14 protein-coding genes and 1 tRNA gene are annotated in these 23176 nt (G+C 40.3%); 12 read left to right on the top strand and 3 right to left on the bottom strand.

Annotated features, from left to right (window positions below; all coding sequences use genetic code 11):
* Nucleotides 1-39: 39 nt before the first annotated feature.
* From BIZ36_RS11845 to BIZ36_RS11865, 5 genes are all read left to right on the top strand, one after another.
* On the top strand, nt 40-1143 hold the full coding sequence (locus BIZ36_RS11845; RefSeq protein ID WP_187458122.1) for a FecR family protein: 1104 nt from the start codon (nt 40-42) through the stop codon (nt 1141-1143).
* A 106-nt stretch (nt 1144-1249) separates the two neighbouring features.
* Nucleotides 1250-4645 (top strand): TonB-dependent receptor, encoded by a 3396-nt coding sequence (locus BIZ36_RS11850; RefSeq protein ID WP_187458123.1) that lies wholly within the window; start codon nt 1250-1252, stop codon nt 4643-4645.
* Nucleotides 4646-4649: 4 nt separating this feature from the next.
* Nucleotides 4650-6320 carry a RagB/SusD family nutrient uptake outer membrane protein gene (locus tag BIZ36_RS11855; RefSeq protein ID WP_187458124.1) on the top strand — a complete coding sequence of 557 codons (1671 nt, stop codon included), beginning with the start codon at nt 4650-4652 and terminating at the stop codon, nt 6318-6320.
* A gap of 3 nt (nt 6321-6323) precedes the next feature.
* On the top strand, nt 6324-8846 hold the full coding sequence (locus tag BIZ36_RS11860; protein WP_187458125.1) for an alkaline phosphatase D family protein: 2523 nt from the start codon (nt 6324-6326) through the stop codon (nt 8844-8846).
* 48 nt (nt 8847-8894) lie between these two features.
* Complete coding sequence (locus tag BIZ36_RS11865; protein WP_187458126.1) at nt 8895-10457, top strand: sulfatase family protein; 1563 nt, start codon at nt 8895-8897, stop codon at nt 10455-10457.
* A gap of 52 nt (nt 10458-10509) precedes the next feature.
* Here BIZ36_RS11865 and BIZ36_RS11870 read toward each other — a convergent pair whose 3' ends face one another.
* Nucleotides 10510-11331 (bottom strand): peptidase, encoded by an 822-nt coding sequence (locus BIZ36_RS11870; protein ID WP_222937365.1) that lies wholly within the window; start codon nt 11329-11331, stop codon nt 10510-10512.
* Between the two features lie 222 nt (nt 11332-11553).
* Here BIZ36_RS11870 and BIZ36_RS11875 point away from each other — a divergent pair, with 222 nt between their 5' ends.
* Complete coding sequence (locus tag BIZ36_RS11875; protein ID WP_187458127.1) at nt 11554-12960, top strand: MATE family efflux transporter; 1407 nt, start codon at nt 11554-11556, stop codon at nt 12958-12960.
* A gap of 108 nt (nt 12961-13068) precedes the next feature.
* Nucleotides 13069-13791 carry a bacillithiol biosynthesis deacetylase BshB1 gene (gene bshB1, locus BIZ36_RS11880; RefSeq protein WP_187458128.1) on the top strand — a complete coding sequence of 241 codons (723 nt, stop codon included), beginning with the start codon at nt 13069-13071 and terminating at the stop codon, nt 13789-13791.
* Here the strand turns inward: bshB1 and BIZ36_RS11885 are convergent.
* Nucleotides 13788-15839, bottom strand: a complete 2052-nt coding sequence (locus BIZ36_RS11885) for a tetratricopeptide repeat-containing sensor histidine kinase (protein WP_187458129.1) — start codon at nt 15837-15839, stop codon at nt 13788-13790. The genes bshB1 and BIZ36_RS11885 overlap by 4 nt on opposite strands.
* A gap of 364 nt (nt 15840-16203) precedes the next feature.
* On the opposite strand from BIZ36_RS11885, the gene BIZ36_RS11890 reads away from it, so the two are divergent.
* Nucleotides 16204-16279 (top strand) — tRNA-His (locus BIZ36_RS11890).
* 98 nt (nt 16280-16377) lie between these two features.
* Here the strand turns inward: BIZ36_RS11890 and BIZ36_RS11895 are convergent.
* Complete coding sequence (locus BIZ36_RS11895) at nt 16378-17994, bottom strand: M28 family metallopeptidase (protein WP_222937366.1); 1617 nt, start codon at nt 17992-17994, stop codon at nt 16378-16380.
* Nucleotides 17995-18171: 177 nt separating this feature from the next.
* Here BIZ36_RS11895 and BIZ36_RS11900 point away from each other — a divergent pair, with 177 nt between their 5' ends.
* The 4 genes from BIZ36_RS11900 to BIZ36_RS11915 all read left to right on the top strand — a co-directional run bounded on the left by BIZ36_RS11900 (nt 18172) and on the right by BIZ36_RS11915 (nt 23165).
* Nucleotides 18172-19362, top strand: coding sequence for an aldose epimerase family protein (locus BIZ36_RS11900; protein ID WP_187458130.1), 1191 nt, complete (start codon nt 18172-18174; stop codon nt 19360-19362).
* Nucleotides 19363-19512: 150 nt separating this feature from the next.
* Entirely contained in the window at nt 19513-20439 is a 927-nt protein-coding gene (locus tag BIZ36_RS11905; RefSeq protein WP_187458131.1) for a dihydrodipicolinate synthase family protein, read from the top strand.
* A 109-nt stretch (nt 20440-20548) separates the two neighbouring features.
* A complete protein-coding gene (locus BIZ36_RS11910) occupies nt 20549-22135 on the top strand; it encodes an aldehyde dehydrogenase (NADP(+)) (RefSeq protein WP_187458132.1) in 1587 nt (528 codons plus the stop codon).
* A 22-nt stretch (nt 22136-22157) separates the two neighbouring features.
* Nucleotides 22158-23165: a 4-hydroxyproline epimerase gene (locus BIZ36_RS11915; RefSeq protein ID WP_187458133.1), complete on the top strand. Its 1008-nt coding sequence runs from the start codon at nt 22158-22160 to the stop codon at nt 23163-23165.
* The last annotated feature ends 11 nt before the right edge of the window (nt 23166-23176 follow it).

Here is a 23176-nt window from a genome sequence, read left to right on the forward strand (position 1 = left end):
GTACTTAATTGTAGACCCCCTATTTTAATTCAAACGGGAATGAATAAAAAGGAAGCCAAAAACCTCTTTAGTAAATACTTAAAAAACGAATGTACTTCGGAAGAAATTCAGTTGTTGCATAAGTTTTTAGAGTCGTATCAAAATGATAACCATTTAGATGATAACGAGTTTCAGAAAAACCGAATTTGGAACAATATTGAGCAAAAAGTATTGCCCGATACAGGCAGAAATAAATTTCCTTTTAGACAAATATTACGCTATGCAGCAGTATTTATTGGGCTTTTTGGCTTAGTGTTCGCCATGGGCCTGTACACGAATGAAAGCAAAAATCAAATTGAAATTAACGAAGATGCCATCATCGTCAAAACTTCTGGTAATCGACAGTTGATTATCGATCAAGATGAAAATCGATTAATTAGGGGTACCAACGGTAAAATTCTGGGTAGGCAATCGAAAGACCTACTAGTCTATGAGACGAATTCTGCAAAAGAATTGGTTTACAATGAGATAATGATTCCCAATGGGAGAAACTTTAAGCTCAAACTATCTGACGGAACCTTCGTACATCTTAATGCAGGCTCTAGTTTAAAATATCCGGTCAGTTTCGTAATAGGAAAAGAACGAAGGGTATTTCTAAAAGGAGAAGCTTATTTTGAAGTAACCAAGGATTCCGATCATCCATTTACAGTAGTTGCTAATCAAATGGATGTAAATGTTTTAGGTACTCATTTTAACGTAAGCAGTTATGATGATGAGACTACCTATGCAGTTTTGGTAGAAGGTTCTGTGCAAGTCACCAAAACAACTGAAAACGATTCGGAAACTTCACGAATTCTAGTGCCAGGGCAGATGGCTTCATTGTTAGAGGATGGGCTTGAATTGAAAAATGTTAGTGTTGAGGACTATCTCAATTGGCGAAACGGAGACCTTTCATTTCATAATGAGAGTTTTACTTCCATTGTCAAGAAAATAGAGCGGCATTATAACGTTGATGTACGAAACGAATATACCGAATTGGACAATCAACGTTTCAGGGGAATTTTCAAAAGTGAGACCATTGCTGATCTTTTGGATACTTTCAAAGAGAGTGCTGAATTCGATTATCAAATAGAAAACAACCAAATAATAATTAAAAAACCCTAAATAAAATTTATGAAGTGACCAAAAAACAAAATGGGAAACGCGGCCACGTTCCCCATTTAAAAATCGATTTCAATTCTACTTAAACAATCAAAACCATTTTAAAATTATGGAAAAAAAACAATTGTTTTTCATTCTGCTGGAAAACATTCTTAACAAAAACCGTACCGTGAAAATTTCAATACTGCTGTTTGCGTTTGCGCTGTTCAATATGCATGCAAATACGTATTCACAGAACAAAAAGGTATCATTTACAGCAAATAACGAGTCCATTGAAAATGTGCTGAAAAAAATCGAAGCTCAAAGTAAGTTTAGATTTTTTTATAAGATGGGGCAGCTAAATGTGGACCGAAAAGTGACACTCAACGTTGAAAAGAAAACGATAAAAGACGTTTTGGGCTTGTTGTTCAATGATGGTGTCAGCTACTCATTGCTTAAAAATCAGATTGTACTTAAGCCAAAAATTTTACCTGACACACCCATAGACAAAATAGATAATCGAGTTCGAATGAATCAAAATGCAATTACCGGAATTGTTACCGATGCCGATGGGTTGCCGCTGGCCGGTGCCAATGTGGTTGAAAAAGGTACCACCAATGGGGTTACCACTGACTTTGATGGTAATTTTAGTATTCAGTTAGATTCCGATAATGCCATACTAGTAGTTTCTTATATTGGTTTTGCAACAAAGGAAGTACCTACAGAAGGAAATTCTTCGCTCAATATTGTGTTGGAAGAAAGCGCTGCTGGTTTAGATGAAGTGGTAGTGGTTGGTTTCGGTACCCAGAAAAAGATAAACGTTATCGGTTCTGTATCACAGGTTTCCAATGAAGATATTGAAAACAGACCTGTAACTCAAGTGTCGCAGGCCATTACAGGTCAAATGCCAGGGGTTACTGTTATACAACGTTCCGGTAGGCCTGGTCAAAGCGGAGGAAATATTAGCGTTCGTGGGGTAGGGTCTTTTGGTGCTACGCCAGATGCCTTGGTACTCATTGATGGTATTGCCGGTAGCATGAACGACATCAATCCTGATGACATCAAATCGATTTCAGTTTTAAAGGATGCTTCATCTGCAGCCATTTATGGGGCACGGTCCGCAAATGGGGTTATTTTAATTACCACCAAAAATGGTAGTGACGGTAAGTTTTCTGTCAATTACAACAGTTATGTTGGTTTCAATAGAGCCACCGAATTGCCAGATTTTGTGGACTCTTGGGAATACGCTGAAATGTATAATATAGCTTCTGGAAGCAATAGTTTTTCTGCCGAAGATATTGAGAACTATCGCTCTCAGTCTGACCTTGATAACTATCCGAACACTAGATTTTTGGAAGATTTATTTTCTAAAACAGGTATGCAAACATCACACACATTAACGCTCAACGGAGGAAACGATAGAAATAAATACTATGTCTCCGCAGGTGTATTGGACCAAGAGGGTATTGTACCAGGCAACGATTTCAGTAGGTATAACTTTAGGATGAACCTACAAAACAAGTTGGGTGAAAAATTCGAGCTGAACACAAGAATGTTTGGTGCAATAGAAGAAAGAAACGAGCCTCAGGCTACTGCTAATAAGGGTAGTGCCAATAATAGCTTTGAAGAACAATTGATTCAGAATGCGGTGAGGTATCCTGCGGTATATTTGGGGCAGGCCTCCAATGGTGATTTTGGCATTGGTCCTGAGAGCGGGGGAACCCCAACATCTTGGTTGGCATCCGAATCGTATTTGGTCAATCCAAGAACCAGAGCGGGCGTGAACGTTAAATTAAACTATAGGCCTAATGATGACCTTACTTTTGCCTTAATCGGAGGGTATAATTTCTCACTTTTAGAACAGCGTTCTTATTTGGCATCTCAACGTTTGAACGAAGATGTGTTATTGGCTCAGTCTCAGTTGAACCAATTTAGCAATAAAGAAATATTTAAAACACTTCAGTTTACAGGTGAATATGCAAAGCAATTTGGTATTCATGACGTAAGTCTCTTAGCGGGATATTCTTTTGAAAACCAAGAATTATCATTTTTTAATGGTTATCGACAAGATTACCCTAGTAACGATTATACGGTTCTTGACTTAGGAAGTGCCGAAAACCAACAATCGGGAGGCTATGACGCTGAATGGGCCTTACAATCTTTTTTCTCAAGGTTGAAATATAGTTTGAATCAAAAGTACTTATTTGAAGCAACCTTAAGATACGATGGTTCATCACGTTTCCCCAAAAGCAATAAATATGCGGTCTTTCCGGCAGCAGCCGTTGGGTGGAGAGTTTCGCAGGAATCTTTCTTGAACGAGGTTTCTTGGTTGAATAATTTAAAAGTAAAGGCTTCATGGGGTATTTTAGGTAACCAAAATATTGGTAACTATCCTTATCAGACAGTTTTGGCCTCAGGTCGCGATTACTCTCTTGGAGGAGGTCTTGCCACCGGTGCGGCTTATGCTACCTATCGAGATGAAAATATCAAGTGGGAATCTACTGAAACCACTGACGTTGGTATTGAATCTGGATTTTTCGGTAACAAGCTTACTTTTAATGCCACTTACTTTAAGAGAAATACCACCGATGTACTGTTTAAACCATCTTCAAGTGTTTCAACTGTATTGGGAGTTGGCATCAGTGAAACGAATACCGGCGCAGTACAGAATACGGGTTGGGAGTTTGATTTGGGACATCAAAATGATTTAGGGGATTTCGGTTATTCCGTAAATGCTAATTTTTCCATTATTCAAAATGAAGTGGTAACCCTAGGTCTTGGTAATGTGGAACAGCCCAATGGTTTTGTAGGCAATGGGTCCGATTTATTTATCGGTTATCCAATGCAAATGTATTATGGTTACAAAACTGATGGTGTTTTTTTGAATGACGCTGAAGTAGCTGATTGGCCCGATATGGCTGCCGTGAACCCGACTGCTCAAGCAGGGGACATTCGCTATAAAGATATCAGTGGTCCGGACGGGGTGCCTGATGGTCAGGTAGATCCTACCTACGATCGTACGTATTTGGGCAGTAGAATTCCTAAATACACCTACGGGGCGAACATCAATCTCAATTATAAAAATTTCGATTTTTCAATCTTTCTTCAAGGAGTTGGTGGCGTAAAAGGTCGTTTAGACAATTACGCCGGGTATGCTTTCTTTAACTTAGGTAATATTCAAAGATGGCAAATGGAGGGTCGTTTTGACGCCAATAATCCAACACGCTACCCTGATTATCCTAGATTGGAAGTAATTACCAATAGCGGAACGGCCAACACCGAAACTTCTGATTTTTGGGTGATAGATGCCGGATACCTACGAATTAAAAATGCGCAATTTGGTTATAAGGTGCCTAAAAGTGCCGCCGACGCCATCGGGATAGATAACTTAAGGTTTTATGTGGGAGCAGAAAACCTGCATTCATTTAATTCTTATAGAGAGGGATGGGATCCCGAGATAAACTCGGGTGGAGCTTACTATCCCATTTTAACAACGTATACCTTAGGTATGAATTTAAAATTCTAAGAAAATGAACGCTACATATATAAAATACATCCATAAAATTAATTTTAAGAGAGGTTTATTTCTCTTGTTGATATTATCTGTTTTGGTAATATCCTGTGAAAAGGAATTGGAGCAATTTCCGAGTAACGCTTTTGCAAAGGATAATTTTTGGACATCAGAATCCAATGCCAATATAGCACTAACCGGTGCTTACCGAGGGGCAGTTGAATATGGTACTCAGGTGGTGCCATCTGATTGGTGGACCTATTGTGGTATTGTTTTTATGGAATTTGCGACCGATAATGCCTACGATCGCCGGGGAGACAATTCCACCCAGAACCGGTTGACCAATGGTACGCTTTTACCGAATAACAATGTGGTCAAAGGATATTGGGAAGGTTCTTACCAGCGAATTGCGATTTGTAACGATTTTTTGGAGAATGTTGTTGAAGTACCCATGGCTCAGGGCAAAATAGACAGAATGGCCGCTGAGGTTTCTTTCTTAAGGGCCACCCAATATTTTTACATTTCTCAATTCTGGGGAAGTGCGCCTCTTATAACATCAACGCTAACCCCCGATGAAGCAAACAACGTAGATAAAGCTTCAAAACAAGAATTGGTAAGTTTTGTTGAAAGTGAATTATTGGCAGCTGTTGAAGATCTACCTTCTTATGGGCAGCTTTCGGGTGCCGAGGCCGGAAGGGCAAGCAAACAAGCAGCGCTCGCTTTTTTAGGGCGCCTTTACTTGGGTGAACAACGCTTTGCTGATGCTTCCGGTGTTTACAAGCAGATTATTGATTTAGGGGAGAATATTATCGACCCTGACTATGCCAATTTGTTTACTCCGGTCAACGAAAATAGTGCTGAGAATATTTTCAGTAGTCAGTATTTTGGGGGGCAAGCAGGCAACGCTCTTCCACAGCATGCTTATCCGGCTGTGGCTTCTGGCTGGCACATTGTGAACCCTTTGGGTAGTTTGGCAGATGCCTACGGTTTTGATGATGGCACTCCATTGTCTTATGATGACCCACGTTTTGACTATGATGATATGGGAGCCAACAGAGATCCACGATTCAGATATAATTTCATTTGGGATGGTTCGGAATTCAGTGGCCGTATTTATGACTGCCACCCTGATAATACCGAATCTGTTGACCAACTGACGTATTCCAAACAAGCCACTAGAACGGGGTACGGACTAAGAAAGTTTTTTGATGAGTCGTTCAGTGGCAATTTAAGAAGCGACTACGGGGGTAACATTCCAATTATCAGATATGCTGAAGTTCTTTTAAGCTATTTAGAGGCTGAACTAGAAGCTGGTAATCCAATAACACAGGCTTTGTTGGATGAGACTATCAACCAGGTCAGAGGCCGTGAGTCTGTAGGGCTCCCTCCAATTACGGAAACCGATCCAGCGCTTTTACGACCTATTTTACGAAACGAAAGACGTATTGAACTGGCACTTGAAGGCCAAAGGCTCTGGGATATTTTCAGATGGGGTATTGGTGAAGAGGTATTGGTAGGCGACTTTTGGGGCGCACCATTTCCAGATTCAGAGTTATATCCAACCACTTCCAAGAAAATTGATCCACAGGCACGTTGGTACGTAACCACGAAAAATTTTAGACAAGGAGTCGATGATGTTTGGCCAATTCCAGAATCGGAAGTAAATGTGAATCCTAAATTGGGCAATTAACAAATGACGATTAAAAGGAGAAAATTTGTTCAAAACTTAGGACTTGCCGTACCCGTACTGGCAAGTCCTTTAAATTGCATTTTCGCTAATAGGCCTGTATTGTACCCCGCTCAATCCTTAAAGGAGAACCATTTTGAAATGGATTTCAGTAAATTGAATGAAAGGGTATGGATTGGCAAGTCGTTTTGGGCCGTTCCTATGGAAGATTGGGAAATCAAAAACAAGCGTCTTGAATATTCCGGAGTAGAAAAAAAATCCAGATTACACCTTTTGACCTACACCCTGAACGGTAATTCAGGAAGTTTTCAGATTTCGGGAAACCTTGGATTTTTAAAAAACAATAAAGGTAAGGGTGCTGTTGGTTTTGCTGTTGGAATAAAAGATTTTACCGACCCCGATAGTGTGAAAGCGGCTTGCTATTTTGGCAAGGGCATTTCAATGGGAGTCGATTTGGAAAAAGGACTCTATATCGATACGGAGTTTAAAGAACTTCCTTCTGATTTTATATGGGAGGAATTCGCTCTACAATTAACTACGGAAACCAAAGGGAAGGAGTCAACTTTAACACTAACAGCTGAAGACAAAGAGGGTCGCACAGAAGTGTTGAAACATACCTTACAGGCTACTTTAGAAGGTTTGATGGCCTTAGAGAACAGAGGTACTGAGAAAAGTGAAAGTACCATTTGGTGGCGTGATATGCAGACTTCGGGAAGTAAACTCGAACATCATCCAGAAAATAGTTTCGGCCCTATTCTTTGGTCCATGTACACCTTGTCAAAAAGTACTTTGAAATTGACCGCACAGCTTCCGCCCGTGGGGGAAAAAGACTCCGATAAAGTGGAGCTCCAATTTCTTAAGAATGGGCGTTGGGCCAAGGTAGATACCGTCGCAATGGACCCCGTAGCATTTACAGCGATTTTTACCATCAAAGACTGGAGTCTTAATCAAAATGTGAACTATCGTATAAAATATGATCTCGATAAAGAAAAACATCTGTATGAGGGTGTTATTCGAGAAGAGCCCAAAGATAGGCAGCTTATTTTTGGCGGACTTACCTGTCAGCATGCCATGGGCTTCCCATATAGGCCTCTGGTAGAAAATCTAGCGAAGTCAAACCCTGATATGTTGTATTTCTCTGGAGACCAATTATATGAAGGAAATGGAGGTTATCCCATAAAAAGAGAACCTGAAGATAAGGCCATTCTAAATTATCTTGGTAAATGGTATATGTTCGGGTGGGCTTTTGGCGATGTATTAAAAAATCGGCCTAGCATCTGTACCCCAGATGATCATGATGTATACCAAGGTAACCTTTGGGGAGATGGTGGAAAAAGGGTGTCTATAGAACAATGGAACAGCAGTAGGGACGCACAAAGTGGTTTGGTACAAACCACCAATTTCGTCAACGTCGTAAACAAAACCCAATGCGGCCACATGCCAAAGGCCTATGATTCAAAACCGCTTTCATCAGGTATGAGTACGTGGTATACCGAATTGGTTTATGGCAGGGTCAGTTTTGCTATTGTCAGTGATCGTTTATTTAAATCGGGCCCCGAGGCGGTACGTCCGGGTTTGGGACGAGTAGACCATTTAACGTCACCTGCCAACCAAGAGGAGTTAGAGAATGATCAACTAAGTTTTTTAGGTCAACGACAGCTTGATTTTTTAAATAATTGGGTCGGCAATTGGGAGGGGGCCCATATGAAAGTGCTGCTCAGCCAGACCTTATTTTCAAACGTAGGAACCCACCACGGACCTAATAAGCAATTTCTCTTCGGGGACTTGGATTCCGGTGGATGGCCCAAGTCTAAAAGAGATAAGGTCATAGAAATAATAAGAAAGGCGTGCGCCTTACACATAAATGGAGATCAACACCTGCCATTTATAGTGCAATACAGTGTAAACGAACCTCGTGATGGAGGATGGACGTTCTGTACACCGGCCATTTCTACCGGTTACCCGAGATGGGGGCAACCAGATTCTGTAAACGTACCATTTACGGATAGACCAAAACACGGACTACCCAATACGGGTTGCTATAGAGATGGTTTTGGTAACAATAATTATATCTACGCTGTGGGCAACCCGACCGATGATTTTGATGAGGAGTTCGACCGCTACAAAAGGGCGCAGAAAAAGGCATCCGGCTACGGTTTGGTAACTTTCGATACCCATGAACGCACCATAAAGATGGAAGCTATTCGGTTTTTGGCCGATTTGAATTCCGATTCCGAAGAAAACATGTATCCCGGTTGGCCATTGACCATTCAACAATTTGATAATGACGGTCGGCGGGCTTTTGGGTATTTGCCCAGGATAAAAACTTCTAAAAGCAATCAATTGCTTAAAATTGTACGGGAGGACAACCAAGAGTTGGTTTCTGCCATGCGTATCAAAGGCAAAAGTCATCAACCTAAAGTGTATGCTTTAGGAAAATATACCTTAATTCTTGGTGAGGGCAAAGAGGAAATGCAATTGAAAGGGATTGAAATAACCATTGATCCCGGTGTGGAAATTACTATTTAGTACGGATGTATGAACTTAAAATTGTAATTAATTAACAGCAAACCATAAATGACTAACTTAAAGAATCATTTTTTAAAAGCTGTCCTATTGGCTTTAGTGCTAACGGGATGTAAATCTGAAGAAAAGAAACCGGTTGCCGAAGCGGAAAGCCAACCAAAACCCAACATCGTCTTTATTTATATGGACGATTTAGGCTACGGAGACATGAGTGCCTATGGGGCAACCGAAATTTCTACCCCCAATATGGATGCCTTGGCAGAAGGAGGAATCAAGTTTACCAAGGGCTATGCTACTTCTGCTACCTGTACACCGAGCCGTTATGCTATTCTTACGGGGAGGTATCCTTGGCGCAATGAAGATGCCAAAATATTACCGGGTACGGCACCATTAATAATTGATACAGAACAATTGACGGTACCTAAAATGCTTAAAGCCGAAGGCTACGCCACGGGTATTGTGGGAAAATGGCATTTGGGGCTTGGTAATGGGAATGTTGATTGGAACCAAAGGGTTTCTCCGGGACCCAATGAAGTCGGCTTTGATTATTCTTACATTCTGGCTGCAACGCAAGACCGTGTGCCTACAGTGTATATTAAAGACGGCCATGTAGATGGCTTGGATCCTAATGATCCTATTTCGGTAGATTATAAAAATAATTTTGAAGGGGAACCCACTGGTTTGGACAATCCTGAGTTGACCACTATGAAATGGCATCACGGCCATAATAACAGTATCGTTAACGGCATTCCTAGAATTGGTTTTATGAAAGGTGGCGAGGCTGCCAAGTGGAGCGATATTGATATGGCAGATCATTTCTTGACCAAGGCCCAAGAGTATGTTAGTACACATAAGAAGGAACCTTTCTTCCTTTATTATGCTTTACAGCAACCACATGTACCCAGAACCCCGCATCCTCGTTTTGAAGGTAAATCGGGCATGGGGCCAAGAGGAGATGTCATTTTGGAAGCCGATTGGGTGATTGGTGAGTTTATGAAAACTCTTGAAAAAGAGGGTATTCTAGAAAATACCTTAATTGTATTTTCCAGTGATAACGGGCCTGTAGTCAACGATGGTTATTACGATGATGCCGAAGAAAAATTAGGCGACCATACCCCAGCAGGGGTTTTACGAGGTGGCAAGTACAGCCTTTTTGAAGCCGGCACACGGGTACCTTTTATGACCTATTGGAAAGGAAAAATCCAGCCAGGTGTTTCCGATGCCATGGTTTGTCAAGTAGACTTATTGACTTCATTGGCCAAGTTAGTGGGTAGTGATCAGAAGGGTGAAGACAGTAAAGACATTCTTTCTGCATTTATGGGCGAAAGCAAACAAGGCAGAAATGAACTGGTAATCGAAGCTACTTCAAGAACCGCCTTTAGGCAAGGGGACTGGGCCATGATTCCCCCTTACAAAGGTGCCGCTATCAATAAACAGGTTAATATTGAATTGGGTAACAATAGTGAATACCAACTGTACAACCTGAAAGATGATTTGGCACAACAGAACAATTTAGCTGCTACCCAACCTGAAAAATTGCAACAAATGATTAAGGATTTTGAAGCAATTAGGGGCAAAGGTGTTACCGATGTGCAAGAGCTTGAGCTAAAGTAAAATAGTAGTTGAAAGAGCGACGCCCTGAACAATATTTGTTTAGGGCGTTTTTTTATTTCCCACCGTTGGCCTGCAAGTCGGCCAGACACTGACTGTCAAATTCAGGAATACTTCCGCCACTTAGCATGTTGATGAGCCCTTCACCTGTTTCTGCCGTCCAGTACATCAAACAGTTATCATTTGTACAATGTCTGCCGTGTTCTTCGTCTTGGTGAGGGTTTTGCATAGGGGTACCTGCATTGACCATTCCCAATAAATGTCCGAATTCGTGATTCAACACTGTGCTTTCCAAAACCTCAAGGCTAGGGCCAAAAGTTTGACCACTAAAACTTTGTACGGTTTCTTCAAAAATTACGAAAGAAGTGTTTCTATAAGCAATTCCTAAAACGGAACCATTTTCTGTGTTTTCGGCATATTCCCCATCTAAAAAAATACCGAATACGGCCAATGATTTATCTTTATTATATAGTGTTCTAATGGAATCTTCCAGCGCCCGTATTTCTTGGGTAGTGTAGGTTTCCTTTTCTTGGGACGCCATTGGTTTCATTTCAATGGATATGCCTTGGCTTTTGTGCAGACGACTGTTCAAGAAATTTTCGAAGTTTTCGATGGTTGCGTTTTCGGGTTTGAACCCTTCCACATAAAAAAGTTCCAGCTTTAATTCAGTATACTTGGTATCACTCAATAAATCATTGGCAGAATCTCCCACCGATTTTTTATTAGCTGAGGTGTCAACTGTTTCCGTTTCGCCTTCTTCGTTGACAATTTCTTTCAGCTCTTCGTTTCTACTGTCTTCCTTGGAGCATCCTAACCAAAAGCCAAAAGCGAATGCTACTAAAAAAACACGTGCTTTTAGTCCAATAAACTTTTTCATATATGAAGATTTGGTATTAGTTGCAACGTACTTTTTGGTCTTTTTAGTGTGAATTTGAAGAATTTATGTTCACTTGAATGTAAATTTTTACCATCTTTGTGGCATCATGAAGTTATAAGAATTATGAAATCCATAAATGTCACCGGGAAGTACTCGGATTTTAGTTGGTAACCTTTACCGGCTTCTTGGCATATTCTTCATACCCAATCATAATTCAACATCATGAGAAATCAGAACATTTCATTAAAAAAGTTATATCAATATTTCATTCTTTCCATTACTGGTAAAGATTTGGATTTTACGACAGGCAGTATCCGAAAAGCAATTTTTATGCTCTCCATTCCCATGATATTGGAGATGATGATGGAGTCTATCTTTGCCATTGTAGATATCGCCTACGTAAGTAAAGTTAGTGTCAATGCCGTTGCAACCATTGGTTTGACAGAGAGTGTCGTTACTTTGGTTTATGCCGTTGCAATTGGCCTGAGTATGGCTGCAACCGCGATAGTGGCGCGTAGAATTGGAGAAAAAAATGTACATGGAGCTCGAGAATCGGCTGTACAGGCCATACTTTTAGGTGTTTTAGTTTCCATTATTGTTGGCGTTTTGGGAATCTTTTATTCCAAAGAAACACTTGCCTTAATGGGGGCGGAGGCAGATTTGATAGAAGAGGGGTACGGATATACCCAATGGTTATTGGGAGGAAACCTAACGATACTGTTGCTTTTTTTAATCAATGCCATTTTTAGAGGTGCTGGTGATGCTTCGATTGCCATGTGGGCCTTGGTTCTGTCAAACGGACTCAATATTATTTTAGATCCTATTTTTATTTTTGGATGGGGGCCGATTCCGGAGTATGGAGTTACAGGCGCGGCAATTGCAACCAACATTGGTAGGGGCAGTGCCGTTCTCTTTCAATTGTCGGTTCTTTTTTGGGGTTGGAGCCGTATTAAAATCGGTCTAAGGGATATTTCGCTTCGTTTAGGGGTTATGTTTAATTTAATAAAAGTCTCCCTAGGAGGAATAGCCCAATTTCTAATCGGGACTTCCAGTTGGGTGTTTCTAATGCGGATTATGTCAGAATTTGGTAGTGAAGTACTAGCAGGCTATACCATAGCTATTAGGGTGATGCTGTTTACTTTAATGCCTTCTTGGGGTATGAGCAACGCCGCTGCTACCTTGGTAGGACAGAATTTAGGGGCGGACCAACCTGAGAGAGCAGAACGCTCCGTTTGGATTACGGGTAAGTACAATGCCTATTTTATGGGGGCGGTGTCCCTTGTTTATATTTTATTCGCTTACGACATCACCGCATGGTTCAATGAGAATCCTGTTGTGGTAGAAAATGGCGGTCTGTGCCTGCAGATAATGGCGGCAGGCTATATTTTTTATGCCTACGGAATGGTGGTTACCCAAGCATTTAACGGTTCTGGTGACACCCGAACACCTACAAAAATCAATCTGGTAGCATTCTGGCTGTTTCAGTTGCCATTGGCTTATCTCACTGCAATTACGTTTGAAATAGGAGCGTTGGGCGTTTTTATAGCCATAACAACGGCCGAGGTGCTTTTGGCCATAATATCTATCATCTGGTTCCGAAAAGGCAATTGGAAAAAAGTTCAGGTATAATTTTAATAAATTTGTACTTCTGAAAATTTAATCTTTTGGAGGCTCTTTTAAGGAGTGTGATTTTGAACCAATCTTGATATCTTACTCAAGATAAATAGCAAGAAATTAATGAAATTAGATATTTTGGCCTTTGGCGCGCATCCTGATGATGTAGAACTGGGTGCGGGTGCTACCATTGCAAAAGAAATTGCCAACGGTAAAAAAGTTGGTATTGTAGATTTGACCAGAGGGGAATTAGGTACAAGGGGCAGTGCAGAAATTAGAGATATAGAGGCCAAGAAAAGTGCCGAAATTTTAGGTGTTTCTGTGAGGGATAACTTGGCCTTTGCCGATGGATTCTTTAAAAATGACAAGGAGCATCAACTGGAAATTATCAAAAAAATAAGACAGTACCGACCTGATATAGTACTTTGTAATTCCGTCAGAGACCGCCATATAGATCATGGCCGAGGAAGCAATTTGGTGAGCGATGCCTGTTTTTTAAGTGGATTGATAAAAATTGAGACCCAGCTTGAGGGTGAAAACGAACTACAAAAACCTTGGAGACCTAAAGTTGTATATCATTTTATACAATGGCAAAACATTGAACCCGATTTTGTAGTGAATGTTTCTGGCTTTATCGATGTGAAAATGAAGGCTATTTTGGCTTATAGTTCACAATTTCACGACCCCAATAGCAAGGAGCCGGAAACACCCATCAGTAGTAAAAACTTTATAGATAGTGTTGACTATCGCGCTCGTGATTTAGGTAGGTTGATAAATACCGAACACGCAGAAGGGTTTACAGTAGAACGTGTAGTGGCAATTGATAAGCTTAACGACCTTATCTAGGCGGTTTTCTTGTAAGTGGTTTTGGATTTGGGTACTGTGAAATGAAAGGTACTTCCTTTTCTTTCCTTACTGTTCACCCAAATTTTTCCATTGTTCTCCTCTACCATTTCCTTGCAAAGACTTAGTCCTAGTCCAGTACCTTTTTCATTATTGGTACCGTAGGTAGTTACATTGCTATTTTTACTGAACAGCTTATTAATCACTTCTTGACTCATTCCTACACCTGTGTCCCTGATGGATATTTGCCATTGGTCGTTTTTTTCCATGCTAGAGATAGTAACCATTCCGTTTTCTGGAGTAAACTTGAGAGCGTTACTTATTAAGTTTCTTATAACAATGTCTATTTGATTGGCATCTGTCCAAGCAGTTGTATTGGGGTTCAAATGGCTAATTAATCGTATGGATTTATTGTCTGCCGTCTCCGATAATAAATGAAGATTTTCGTTTACTATGGTCTGCAGGTCCACAGAAGTGGGTTTTGTAATTAGTCCGTTCATTTGGCTCTGGCCCCAAGATAAGAGGTTGTTCAATGTAAAGGAAATATGGTCAATATCATGTCTGAGTTTTGGTATGAATCCCATGAACTCTGCTTGGCCAATATCTCCATCCTTAAGATATTTCAATAGACTTTGAAATGCACCGATTGGGCCTCTTAAATCATGTCCAATGATAGAAAATAGCCGGTCTTTGGTTTCATTTATTTTCCTAAGTTCCAGCTCCCTTTTTTCCAAGTCCTTGGTTTTGTTCTGTAATTCTTGGTACAGACTTCTTTGAATTCGTTCACCTCTACGCATTAGTAGAGTAACCGCTAAAAAGATGACCAAAATGGCCAAAGATAGATAAACGTACGTTTGTTGTGAGGCTAACTCTTTTTTGTTTTTTTCAATTAATTCTATTTTTTGCCTTTCATGCTCCATTTTAGTCTTTAGCATGTTTAAGCTGGCCTTATTCTCGTTTCTTGAAAGTGTGTCTAGAAGGGTTTGGTAAATTTCATGATATTTTAAGGCCTCTTCAAAATTGTTTTTCTTTTTATGGAGCTTATATAAGGTAAGAGCACACTTTTTCTTTCCCTCCATAAATTTTATCTGATGCGATATGGCATTTGCCTTCAAGGCATACTTTTCACTTAGGGAGTCATTTTCAAGCCCAAGATAAGCCTCTGCCATTCCATTGTAGAGATCTATTTTTCCTCTTTCATCATCAAGGTTTTGATGTAGCATTTCACTTTGATTGTACCAGTGAAGTGCCCATTTATATTTATTTTCCTTTAAATATATTTTGCCTTTGATTTCATAGGCATAGGCCAACCAATCCATAACCTTATGTTCCTCAAATGCCTTAATGCTGCTGTTGACATTAAACATGGCATGGTCTAAATTGTTAATATCCGCATACAAAGAAGCAATATTGCTCATACTTTCTGCCGATACTACATCATCACCAATGCGTTCATTGATTTTTAATACCTCTTCGTAAAATTCCAAAGCTTGATCGTAATCTTTTTGGCTAATATAAAGATGGGCAACATTTTCGCTCATGGCGGATAGCTGAATATCTGAATTGGTTTCTTTGGCTAAATCTATTCCCGCAAGGTAAAATTTCAAGGAATTGGTATAATCCCCCTTATAGGAGTATTCAACGGCTAAACTATTTTGAGCCTCCAATAGTAATGCACTATTGAGCGAAAGTTGGCTGGTTTCTAAAGCTTTTTGAAAATACTCAATAGCCTTATTATGTTGGCCCTTGTCCGAGTGGTAGTCCCCTAAACCTAGGAGTGCGTTACTTTCCCCGGACTTATAATTACTTTCTTTACTTAATTTTAAGGCTTGATTAGCTAATAGAAGTAAGCTATCTGATTTGTAGAAACGTTGAGCATTGGCCAAATTGTTTAGCAAATTGATATAAATAGTATCCGTTTTGGAAAAATTAGGCTTGAGTTTAAGTTCGCTTAATTTGTCTTCTAAACTATCTATGGAATTATTCTGTGCCGTAACCAATACACCAAAAAGCAAGAATACCGCACAAATAAATCCCTTTAATCTGTGCATATCTAAATTGTTTTCTTTTTGCGTCTTTTGACGATACATGATTTGGCCTTAATTTCATCACTAAAGTAGTATTAGAAAGCACCTGATTTTAAATTTATGTTGTGAAATGCCAAAAAATGTGTGTTTGGTCGAGTGAGAAGTGTATTTCATCGATAAAATTGATTGTCCTGTAAGACTAATGTAATCCAAATGAACATGTTAGATGTTATAAAGGGAATAATGGCGATTACCTTAAAATAACATAGATTTTATTTTGAAAGATTGTTTAAAAAAAATTACCTTTGCCACCGCTTGCAAATAATCCATGACTTCTGATTTTTTATCACATGTCTTTAAGATATATTTGGAGCACTTGAGATTACATGGTGGTTGTAGCTCAGCTGGTTAGAGCGCTTGATTGTGGTTCAAGAGGTCGCCGGTTCGAACCCGGTCTTCCACCCAGAATAAAAGTCCTGTTATTCAACAGGACTTTTTTGTTTTTATATGTTAAAAAAGCCCTCCCAAATTTTGGGAGGGCTTTTGATTGAAGTACTTACTTTTACTTGGTTGCTTTATCCACAACTACTCTTTGTTCCCTATTGGCTACTTCCCAAGCTGTGTGAAATATTAACCTTGTTCTATTTTCCAATAAATCATAATTGATTTTGTCCGGTGTGTCGCTTGGCCTATGGTAATCATCATGGGTGCCATTAAAATAGAAGATGATTGGGATATTGTTTTTGGCAAAATTGTAATGGTCGCTTCTATAGTAAAAACGATTGGGGTCGTTCTCATCATTAAAAGTATAATCCAATTCTATCTGGGTGTATTTTTGGTTTACTTCTTCGGAAAGTTCGTGAAGTTCTGTACTCAATTTATCGGAACCAATTAGATAGATATAATTTCTTTCACCCACCCTTTTGGGATCTATTCTTCCAATCATATCGATATTAAGGTTGGCCACGGTTTGTTCCAAGGGAAATAAAGGTTCTTCATCCGTATAAAACCTTGATCCCAACAATCCTTTTTCTTCACCGGTAACATGTAGGAAAACAATGGAACGTTTTGGACCATTACCCTCATCCGCAGCAGTTTTAAAAGCCTGGGCTATTTCAAGTAATGATACAGTGCCCGAGCCGTCATCATCTGCTCCATTATTAATCTCCCCATCCGGTGTGACCCCTATATGGTCCAAATGAGATGAAATAACTACATATTCATTAGGTTTTTCAGAACCTTTTAAAACTGCTACTACATTTTCAGAATCCACTAAATCATTGTTGCTGGCAACGTCTAGTACTAAGGGAATGGATAGTTGTCTCTGTTTGTTGTCCGAACCAATCTTGGGCAATAGCGCTTTGGCTAGACCCGTATTTATAAGGATAGTGAAGAAAGGTTCGGCCTCATTGCTTACCAAATCCATCCGCCCACTTTCATTGCCTTTCATCCATTCATACCTACTTTTAAAGCGAGGGTAATTCAACGGATCATAATAAAGAACTCCTTTAGCTCCCTTACTTGTGGCCAGTTCCATACGTTTCCCCATGGATTCTGACATATTGCTCCATATAGATTTTTGAGAAGTACCTGTTACCAAATAATTTCCTTGGGAATCAATTGGTTCCCCAGATTTGATGAGCACAATCTTTCCCTTGACATCTAGATTTTTATAATCTGAATAATTCTCGGTTTCAATACCAAAACCTGCATAAACCACATTATTGAACTCCCCTTGGGCTTTGGAAAAAGTCAGGAATTCTTCGCCTAAGGGAAATTCCTTTCCGTTAGCAGTAATGGTACCCACTGGTAATTGACTAACTTCTAAAGGTACTTTTTGAAAATAATCGCCACCACCTTTAGCTGCTGGAATCCCTAACTTTTCATATCTCTCCTTAAGAAATTCAATGGCCTTTTTTTGCCCTTCCTTTCCAGTTTCGCGCCCTTCAAACTCATCGGAGGCATAGATATACAAATCTTCCTTTAGTTCTGCCTCGGTAATGGTTGTAGCGTATGCTTCAACATCTTTGGCAGCATTTGCCGTCTTGTTTTCCGTGGTACTTGAAATTGTCGTTTGAGAAGAGTTGCAGGCCAAAACGAGTCCGAAGGCCAGCGTAATCAATTTTTTCATGGTGTAATATTTACCGTTAAATAGGGCAGGATTGGGTAATAATTCCATTAGATAGCCTACCTGTTTCTTAGTTTATCTATAAAATAAGAGCAAACTAAAATTTCACAAAAATAGGGAAATCCTTTAGATTTCATCGGTATATCGTTCAATTTAAATGTGGGCTCTTTAACAATTTTTGGTAACTTCAGCCTCGTTCAAAAAATTCAACCTAATCCTTAAATTTTCATGAAAGCTACTAAGTTATTAATCGCCACTTTTATCTCGGGAATCTGTCTTTTAAGCTGTAAGGAAACCAAAAAGGAACAATCAATTGAAACCCTAAAAGAAGAAATGGAAGAAAGTAAATTATCGCATGAATTAAACGTCAAAAATTTTGAAACGGTCATAGAGGGGGATTCCGTCAAGTTGTACACGTTAAAAAATAATAACGGAATGGAAGTGACCATTACCAACTATGGTCAAAGACTTATATCACTCCATGCACCCGACAAGAATGGAAATTTTGAAGATGTGGTATTGGGCTTTCCGCATTTGGATAACTACAGGGCGAAAAAAAATTACTACGGTGCAACCATAGGGCGGTACGGTAACCGGATTGCCAAAGGTAAATTTACTATTGACGGTACTACCTACGACTTGGCCATCAACAATAATGAAAATCACCTACATGGAGGAATCAAAGGTTTTGAAAGTGTAGTTTGGAATGTAGATGAGGCAAAGGACGATTATATTGTTTTTTCCAGAACATCGCCTGATATGGAAGAGGGATATCCCGGTAACTTGAAAGTAAGCGTACGGTACGATCTTACCAATGATAACGAATTAAAAATCTTTTATAAGGCCGAGACAGATAAACCAACCTTTATAAATCTTACCCATCATTCATTTTTTAATTTAAAGGGAGAGGGTAATGGAGATGTTACAGACCATATAATGATGATCAATGCTGATGGATTTACGCCTGTGAATAGCGGACTTATTCCCAACGGGGAAGTTGTAAAAGTTGAAGGAACCCCTTTTGACTTTACACAGCCGAAGCCCATTGGTAAGGATATTGAAGAGGAACATGAACAGTTGAAATTTGCCAACGGCTATGATCATAATTTTGTGTTGAACGAGGAACCAAAAAATTCAGAAGGATTGGTTTTGGCTGCAAAAGTAGTGGAGCCGGAAAGTGGGCGTACCATGGAGGTTTATACAGATGAACCCGGGGTTCAGTTTTATGGAGGAAACTTTTTAACCGGTGCCGATATTGGTAAAAGTGGAAAGCCCTACGTTTTTAGAGGTTCTTTTTGTTTGGAGACCCAACATTTTCCTGATTCACCTAATCAACCCAATTTTCCAAGTACTAGGCTAGACCCGGGTAGAACCTATACTTCTACCTGCGTGTATAAATTTGGGGTAGAATATATCTAGTAAAGCAGCTTTTTAAGTGTTTTAAATTATTCGAAAACAAGATAATTTTCTACTAAGTTGGTAATATAGTATCAATTTAGGCTAACTTTAGTAGAATTATCCTCTTTTGGATGGTCTAATTTTGTGGAGTAATAAATAAAAATTAGCTGTATGAAATTCGAATGGAAAGGCGTAATGCCTGCAATTACCACCAAATTTACTGAGAAGGATACGTTGGATATGCCCATGTTCCTAAAAAATATCGAGGCTCAGATAGAAGCGGGCGTTAGCGGTATTGTGTTGGGAGGTTCGTTGGGAGAGGCCAGTACGCTTACCAGAGAAGAAAAAAAGGTGTTGATCAGGGAAACCTTAGGAGCAGCCGATGGTAAGATTCCTGTAGTGATGACCATTGCAGAACAAACAACCGCTACTGCTATTGACGTTGCGAGGGAATCACAAGAGGCCGGCGCAAATGGTTTGATGGTGTTGCCACCAATGAGGTACAAATCAACCGATTTGGAAACGGTCACTTATTTTAAGGATATTGCTTCCCAAACAGATTTGCCCATAATGATTTACAATAACCCTGTGGATTATAAAATTGAAGTTACGGTAAAAATGTTCCAAGAGCTCATGGAAATGGAGAATATTGGTGCGGTGAAGGAGTCTACAAGGGATATAATTAATATTGGAAGGTTGCGAAACCAATTTGGTAATGATTTGAAAATTTTAACCGGTGTAGATCCCTTGGCTTTGGAAAGTCTTTTGGCAGGAGCCGATGGATGGGTTGCAGGCTTGGTATGCGCTTTCCCAAGGGAAACGGTCGCCATTTATGAATTGGCCAAAGCAGGAAGAGCGCAAGAGGCCTTGGAAATTTACCGATGGTTCCTTCCTTTGTTGGAATTGGATATTAGCCCGCAATTGGTTCAGAATATAAAATTGGCCGAAGTTGCTACGGGTATAGGTACGGAGTACGTTAGAAAGCCCAGATTGCCATTGCAGGGAAATGAAAGACAACGTGTCTTAAAGGTGATTGACGATAGTTTAAAAACACGTCCTGAATTACCGGATTATAAAAACTTAACCACTATGGCATAAAGCGACAGTAAAGTGTTATTTGACAAAATATTAATAGAGCCAGGTCTTGACAACTTAATGTTTTAATGGTAGCTTTCAATCTTTTACTTAGAACTACAAAACAAAGAACATGATCACCGGAAAAAACTATGTGGGAAATGAGCTTTCGGGCCAAGGAACATCTACTTATAAGACCTTTAATCCTGCGGAAAATATAGATACGGAGTGGGAGCTACTGGAGGCCACGGGAGAAGAGATTGATAATGCGGCCAAAAAAGCAAGCGATGCTTTTTTGGAATACAAAAATTTCTCAGGAACCAAAAAATCGGAGTTTTTAAAGGCAATTGCCAATGAAATAGAAGCATTGGGCGATGAGCTTATTGAAACCTATTGCAAGGAGTCCGGTTTACCTGCGGGAAGGGCCAAAGGGGAACGAGGTAGGACCATGGGGCAATTAAGGGCATTCGCTACACTTTTGGAAGAAGGTTCATGGGTTGAGGCAACGGTAGATACGGCCCAACCGGATAGGGAGCCCCTTCCAAAGGTAGATATTCGTAAAATGCTGGTTCCTTTAGGTCCTATAGCGGTTTTTGGTTCCAGTAATTTTCCGTTGGCATTTTCTACAGCAGGAGGTGATACGGCAAGCGCATTGGCCGCAGGTTGTCCTGTAATCGTTAAAAGCCACCCTATGCATGCAGCGACAGGGGAATTGGTAGCGAGCGCTATAATTAAGGCAGCTCAGGCGACAGGAATGCCTGACGGTGTTTTTTCAAATTTGAACAGTAGTGGTATAGAGGTTGGTAAAAAACTGGTATTGCATCCCGCAATTAAGGGTGTAGGTTTTACCGGTAGTATCAAAGGGGGAATGGCACTTTACAATCTGGCCCAGCAACGAGATGAGCCTATTCCTGTTTTTGCGGAAATGGGGAGTGTTAACCCTGTGGTAGTACTTCCGTCCGCTTTGAAAGAAAATGGTAGTGATTGGGCCCAAAAGTATGCCGGTTCCATTACTTTGGGTGCTGGTCAATTTTGTACCAATCCAGGGCTAATTTTAGGGATAGAGGGCGAAGAGTTAAATCATTTTATCAAGGAGCTGGGTAATTCTATTGAAATATTGGACCCCACGTGCATGCTCCATCCCAACATTCACAGAAATTACGAAAAAGGTAAGGAAGAACTTTCCAACCAAGGCGGTGTAGATGTGGTAGCAGAGTATTCTAAGGAAACCAATCCTAATTTTGGGAAGCAAAAGGTCTTAACTATTGCCGGTTCCAATTTTTTGGATAATCCCAAGCTACATGAAGAAGTTTTTGGGCCGTTCAGTATTGTGGTAAGATGTACGGATGAAAAGGAACTTACTGCGGTAATCGGTCGTCTGAAAGGACAGTTGACCGGTACAATTTTGGGTAGTGCTTCGGAATTCGAAACCTTTTCCAGAACGATAGCAACGTTACAATCTAAAGTTGGCCGACTCATTTTTAACGGGGTGCCAACAGGAGTGGAGGTCTGTCCGTCAATGCATCATGGAGGACCCTTCCCGGCAACCAGTGACAGTAGGTTTACCTCTGTAGGTACTTCTGCCATTAAAAGATGGGTGCGGCCCGTATCCTTCCAAAATTGGCCGCAAGATTATTTGCCGGAAGCTTTAAAAGACGATAATCCGCTAAAAATCATGAGAATTTTGAATGGAGAACATACCAATGCTGAAGTATCCTAAATTTTAATATCAGGTTACGCCTATGGCCAAATCTGTTTTTTCATGTATAGATGCCCATACTTGCGGTAACCCAGTGAGGGTAATTGCAAAGGGTGGCCCTGAGCTTATAGGGCGTAACATGAGCGAAAAAAGGCAGCACTTTTTGCGTGAATTTGATTGGATTCGTAAAGGGCTAATGTTCGAGCCTAGAGGTCATGACATGATGAGCGGTAGTATTTTCTATCCACCGAGCGATCCCAAAAATGATTTGGCCATCTTATTTGTAGAAACAAGTGGCTGCTTGCCCATGTGTGGGCACGGGACCATAGGTTCCATAACCATTGGTTTGGAAGAGGGCCTTATAAAACCCAAAATTCCAGGGGTTATTAAAATGGAAGCCCCGGCGGGATTGGTGGAAATTGAATACCAACAGACCGAAAATAAAGTGGACTGGGTTCGATTGAAGAACGTAAAATCCTTTTTGGCTGCTACCAATCTGGAAATTGATTGCGATGCCTTGGGAAGCTTAATATTTGATGTATCCTATGGTGGTAATTTTTACGCCATTGTAGATCCACAGGATAATTTTAAAGGTATTCAGCAATATTCCGCCAGTGAATTGATACGGTTTAGTCAAGAAATACGTGAAAAAATCAATCGAAAATACCCCGATATGTTCATTCATCCAGAAGACAAGACCATTAACGGGGTGAGTCATATGCTGTGGACGGGGACAACCCTTTCCCCTGACGCCACGGCCCGTAATGCCGTTTTTTACGGAGATAAAGCCATTGATAGATCGCCCTGTGGTACCGGAACTTCCGCAAGAATGGCCCAATGGCATGCCAAAGGGCTTCTAAAAATGGGGGAAGAATTTGTTCATGAGAGTTTTATTGGCTCTCAATTTGTGGGTAGGGTAGAAGAGGAGACCACCATAGCAGGCCAACCTGCCATCATCCCGAGTATACAGGGGTGGGCGAGAGTGTATGGCTATAATGAAATTAGTATTGATGATGATGACCCTTACGCATTTGGGTTTCAGGTAATTTAGAAAGAATAGCG

Origin of the sequence: Cytophaga sp. FL35, from assembly GCF_014349235.1 — a bacterium.
Lineage (GTDB): Bacteria > Bacteroidota > Bacteroidia > Flavobacteriales > Flavobacteriaceae > Euzebyella.

Coding starts and splice junctions, on each gene's coding strand:
- BIZ36_RS11845 (WP_187458122.1), top strand. CDS start 40: ATGAATAAAAAGGAAGCCAAAAACCTCTTTAGTAAATACTTAAAAAAC.
- BIZ36_RS11850 (WP_187458123.1), top strand. CDS start 1,250: ATGGAAAAAAAACAATTGTTTTTCATTCTGCTGGAAAACATTCTTAAC.
- BIZ36_RS11855 (WP_187458124.1), top strand. CDS start 4,650: ATGAACGCTACATATATAAAATACATCCATAAAATTAATTTTAAGAGA.
- BIZ36_RS11860 (WP_187458125.1), top strand. CDS start 6,324: ATGACGATTAAAAGGAGAAAATTTGTTCAAAACTTAGGACTTGCCGTA.
- BIZ36_RS11865 (WP_187458126.1), top strand. CDS start 8,895: ATGACTAACTTAAAGAATCATTTTTTAAAAGCTGTCCTATTGGCTTTA.
- BIZ36_RS11870 (WP_222937365.1), bottom strand. CDS start 11,331: ATGAAAAAGTTTATTGGACTAAAAGCACGTGTTTTTTTAGTAGCATTC.
- BIZ36_RS11875 (WP_187458127.1), top strand. CDS start 11,554: ATGAGAAATCAGAACATTTCATTAAAAAAGTTATATCAATATTTCATT.
- bshB1 (WP_187458128.1), top strand. CDS start 13,069: ATGAAATTAGATATTTTGGCCTTTGGCGCGCATCCTGATGATGTAGAA.
- BIZ36_RS11885 (WP_187458129.1), bottom strand. CDS start 15,839: ATGCACAGATTAAAGGGATTTATTTGTGCGGTATTCTTGCTTTTTGGT.
- BIZ36_RS11895 (WP_222937366.1), bottom strand. CDS start 17,994: ATGGAATTATTACCCAATCCTGCCCTATTTAACGGTAAATATTACACC.
- BIZ36_RS11900 (WP_187458130.1), top strand. CDS start 18,172: ATGAAAGCTACTAAGTTATTAATCGCCACTTTTATCTCGGGAATCTGT.
- BIZ36_RS11905 (WP_187458131.1), top strand. CDS start 19,513: ATGAAATTCGAATGGAAAGGCGTAATGCCTGCAATTACCACCAAATTT.
- BIZ36_RS11910 (WP_187458132.1), top strand. CDS start 20,549: ATGATCACCGGAAAAAACTATGTGGGAAATGAGCTTTCGGGCCAAGGA.
- BIZ36_RS11915 (WP_187458133.1), top strand. CDS start 22,158: ATGGCCAAATCTGTTTTTTCATGTATAGATGCCCATACTTGCGGTAAC.